Here is a 4739-nt window from a genome sequence, read left to right as displayed (position 1 = left end):
CCCCGTCTTGACCCACCAATGACATCCGAAACATAATCGCAAGGTGGGTCACTTCTCGATGAAAACCCCGGGTCACTTCTCAGCAGCAATCAACATGCCGCCCTACTCGCCAGATCTGAACCCCATCGAAGAGATGTTCTCCAAACTCAAACGGCTGCTGCGCAAGGCCAACGAGCGAACCGTCGAGGCTACATGGAAACGTATCGGCAAACTGCTCGATCACTTCCCTTCCGCTGAGTGTGCAAACTACATCCGCGGTGCGGGCTATGCGTCAATATGAATCAGAAAGACTCTAGTGCTGGCCTGTGCGACTTCTATCATCTATCTTGAGCGCTATCGTGACAATGACAAATACATCCAGCCCCACCAGTGGAGTCATAGCTAAATAAAATCCTTGGATGTTAAGTTTACTAAGTAATAGCACAAGGGGTACATGGGCAAAAAGCACGACTATGAAGTAAGGAGGAAACCATGGCCTAGACCGAAGAGGCCAACACATCTTTAAAGATATACAAATTGATAAGACGCAGAATGCCAACATAACAGGCATAGCTGATGGCGTTATTCGCCCCACCCCCTCGGATATTGCTATTGCTGCACCTGCCATCAAAAAGGCATCCAACGTTGTTAGGTCGGCAGTTCTATCTGTCATAGCAACTTACTTTTTCCGACAATTGTCATAGTTGGCCATTACCGACTTCGCATCATAGTATGATCCTACCAGCGCACCAGCCAATCCAATCTTGCCCCACTGCCTCGCTACCGCACTGCTTGCCTCGGATAGTTTCGCCTGTGCTGAGCCACTGGATTGCAGAAATGCTGCTGTGGAAAGTGACAAGGACCGGATGGAGCCCACTGGGTCCGACAGGCTAGATGTGATGCCAGAGGCGATCAGAGATGCGCCTGACAGGGCCAACTGAGTGACATAAGCTTCAGGCGCGAGAATGCCTACCGCTACACCAAGGGCGTCTAGGCCCAAGGCAGCGCCTTCCTTTGACCAAAGTGCTGACCCCACGCACCCGAAATCAATAGGGTCAGCCCGCAGCGGGTCACTCAGATTTTGCGGCATTGCCGCTTGTTGAAAATTACGAACATCCATTTGAACGTTTATGGTATCAACATCAGGCGATTTACTATGATTATGTCTAGCTGTCACAATAATTGTATTGTTACTATTGCAATGCGGGTCACCCGGATTCGCCTTGCAGTCCACCGCTATATTGATAGACGTGTCATTCTTTTGCGCCAAACCCGATGGATCGCTACCGTTCATCGGATCGTTGCCGACATATGCATACCAGTTGAGACCATCAGCATACCCGACAGGATCAGTTTGGAGAAAGCGCCCCATTGTCGGCGAGTAGATGCGGGCTTTGTAGTAGTACATCCCAAGCTCGGGTAGCCAGGCTTGGCCGGTGTACTGGAACCGCCCGAGGTTGGTCATCGCCGGGATGCCCCACGGATCATAGCTGTTGATCGCGATCGCGCTACCCACGCTATCGCTCACAGCGACAATCGAACCGCGCTCGTCAGCGTGCAGCCAGCGCTTATCGCTGGACCCGGAGCCTTCATACCAGACGAGTGGCTCGTCCGTATCTGATCCGTGGACGTAACGCCGGAGCAGATTACCGCTGTCATCGTACTCCGCGACAAGATCAGCACCGTCATAATCGAAGCGAGTGTGGCTGCTCGCGCTATAGAGTAACCGGTCGAATGCGTCAAAGTCGAAGCGGTCACTGTCGGCACCGGTGAGTTCGTTGTCGGTGCTGTAGCTGTAGGTTTTGCTGCCAGCATTGGTGAGGTTGCCGCGCGCGTCATAGGTCGGGCTGATCGAGCCTGCTGATGTGATCTGTGCGTACTGGTTGAGCCCGTTCACCGTGTAACTACGGTTCACGTTGTAGTTCTGTGTCCATGCATAGAGGTCGGTGTAGCTGATTCGCTGGCTGATTTGGCTCGCCGGGGTGTAACTGTAATTGACACCATAATCCTGCGCTGTGCCTGCCAGGTCGTGCGACAGCGCGTTCAGTCGCGACATCGCATCATAACCGTAATAGGTTGCAGCGCCACTTGGCCGGCCAATGGCCGTTCGCCTCCCGAGGTCATCATAGTAGAACGCAGCCAAGCTGCTCGAACCGCTTTCGAGAATCCCCGTCATTTCACCGAGATTATCGTAAACATAGGAGAGGGAGCCACTAAAGCTCGCCGTACTATCGTTATACCACGTCATCGTGGCACGGCGGCCATCTGCATAATAACTGTAGTTATGGGACCTGTTGACGCCGTTATAAGCGCTCGTCTCATACACCTTGCGACCTAGGGCGTCGTAGACGGCGGCACTCGTGACGCCATAGGCGCCGTTACCACGGTTGGTCGACGTCAAACGTCCCAGCAGATCATAATAATAGAGCGCATTGGCATTGTTGTTCCCGGGCGAATAAAAGCGCCCCGTCAACCGATTGAGGTCGTCGTAACCCAGGCTGTAGCTGACACCATCACGACGCCTCCGCGCGGTGACCCGCGATCCGACGTCATACGTGAGTTCCTCATAATCAGATGGCGAGCCGGCACAGGTTGCGGCGGTTGTCTGGAAACACGTCCGCCACAGCCGGTCGAACCCGTCATACGCGTAGGCCGTCACGTTACCCTTGGCATCCGCTACCGTCGCCGTCTTGCCGTTGGCCGTATAGGTGTTCGTTATCTCATCACGAACCAGCGCCGTGCCGTAGCCGCTCTGCACCTTCGTGACTTGGCTGGCGCCGTCATAATAAGTCTTCGATATCTGATCTGGACCAAAATTTCCAACCGGTGTCGCTTGTGTGCAAGCTGAGGGCAGCGTTCCCGTGAACAGCGCGCTGCTCATGCGTCGGGCGGTACAATCGGATCGCCCCAGCGCATCGTAACTATATTGCGTCACGGCTTGCGTGACACCGCCTGCGATCAGCGCTTCCTGCAGCTTTCGGGGTGCTGCTGAATCATAGGTTGTGCTCAGCGTTTGCAGCACCGTCATGCCTGTCAGATCGCTAAGTGACGTCCCGTTCGCTGTGCCCTGATCGCTCGCGGTTACCTGACCATCGGCATTATAGCTCAGCCGTGTCGCCCGACGCTTCATCGTCCCGGCCCCATCTGGATCTGGGCTGATCATACCCACAACTCTTCGATCGGCATCATAGAATAAATAGGTGACATTTCCCAGCGGATCCGTCTTCGTCACCGAATTGCCGACCTTATCATATGTCGTGCTTGCACTCACCGTCAGAGAACCGTCGCCCGCCCCACTGGAGGAGGACAGCGGCAGCAGGTTGCTTCCCGCGCCCGCCGAGCCCGCCTGATACGTCACCGTCGTCTTCACCTCGTCGACTGTGCCAGCACACGACGCCGTCGTTTGACAGGTCGATGTTGCTGTCGGCAAATAAATCGGTGTCACAGAAGCAGCCAGAGTGCCGGCACTGTTCTCGTACCAGGCATAGAGTGCTGAATAGCTATAGCGGGTCTGCGGGCGCATGCCGCCCGATGTTGCGGGCGGTGCCGTTACCGTGAGCACACCGCCATGTGCGCTGTCATAAGTGTAGTTGGTGACCTTGCCGAGTGCGTCGGTCGTCGAGGTCGGCTCATTGCAGGTTAGCGGATTGGCGCAGCTTGACGGAAAAGCCGCGGTGGTTGTGATGTTTGCAGGCGAACCAGCTGTCTTCGACACCACCGTTGTCGTCGTGACATTGCCCCGTGTATCAAACACGTAGGCAACGTAATTGCCCTCCGGCTCCGTTACCCGCGCGATCCGCCCCAAACTGTCCGGTGTGTAGACGGTCGCCTGGCCATTTTCGTCGGTGTCGGTTGTCACCACCGCCTTGCTCATATCCGCAACAGTTACCCGAGTATGACCCAACGCATCGGTTCTTGTGGTTGTCCTGTTCGATCCGGAGTCGGAATAGCCATAAGTCCAGCTTGACGCGCCGTTCGCATATGACGAGACTCTGCCGTTGCTGTCATATGCGATCGTGATGTTGTCGCTGCTGCTGGCCGGCCGCTTGATACCCGTGAGTTGACGCGATGGGGTTGTCCGGTAGCGGGTGACACCCCCTGCCGGGTCGGTTACGCTTTCCAGAAGATCTAGAAGACCCGTACTTGAGTTCATGACAGTGCTGAACGTAGATATCACGGATGGCCAGCTATTGGAAAGTGTGCATCCACTCAAAGTACAAGTATCATACCCGTTATTAATCGCGGTGACACTGGTCATATTATACCATTGGTCGATCGATGTGCTAGAGGATACCGAGTTCGTTTCGTATCCATATTGTAGCTCGTAACCATAATTATTCGTCACCGACCATAAGCGGACGATGTGGATCACGATGTGCTCACACGCGTCGCCCGGATTGCAGACTGTGTAGCTATATCCTCCAGTCTGGTAGGTCAGCGTGACAACCTCGCCATTCGGCTTAGTGATCGTCGTGCCGAGCGCCACAACACTGCCATAGTAACTCTCACTATGCGCAACGAGCGCTTTGTTGAATGATATGATCGTGCCATCGTGCGAAGTGAAAGTGAAGTTCGTACTCGTTTCTGTCAAAGTCGAGCCATCGCCGTCATTGGAACTGTACGTGTTGCTCGGCAAAAGGTTAAAGCTCGAGCTTTTTGCCCCATTAGGTCGTAGACTCATAAGCGCGCAGCCACAGCCGCATTGAGGCGAGCTGGACCATGGCGAGGAAGTTGGCCGCGAGCTTGTCATAGCGGGTGGC

1 protein-coding gene and 2 pseudogenes are annotated in these 4739 nt (G+C 54.9%); 1 reads left to right on the top strand and 2 read right to left on the bottom strand.

What is annotated here, in order from left to right:
- Nucleotides 1–94: 94 nt before the first annotated feature.
- A pseudogene (locus BLS13_RS20115) lies at nucleotides 95–280 on the top strand (transposase); the annotation flags it as partial.
- Between the two features lie 378 nt (nucleotides 281–658).
- Here BLS13_RS20115 and BLS13_RS20110 read toward each other — a convergent pair.
- Nucleotides 659–4465 (bottom strand): RHS repeat domain-containing protein, encoded by a 3807-nt coding sequence (locus BLS13_RS20110; RefSeq protein WP_176943708.1) that lies wholly within the window; start codon nucleotides 4463–4465, stop codon nucleotides 659–661.
- A gap of 178 nt (nucleotides 4466–4643) precedes the next feature.
- Nucleotides 4644–4739: pseudogene (locus BLS13_RS20830) on the bottom strand (IS5/IS1182 family transposase); the annotation flags it as partial.

Source organism: Sphingomonas sp. YR710 (assembly GCF_900101455.1).
In the GTDB taxonomy this organism is placed as follows: Bacteria; Pseudomonadota; Alphaproteobacteria; order Sphingomonadales; family Sphingomonadaceae; genus Rhizorhabdus.
The sequence above is the reverse complement of the archived record's forward strand: the minus strand, read 5'-3'. Positions and strand labels throughout refer to the sequence as shown.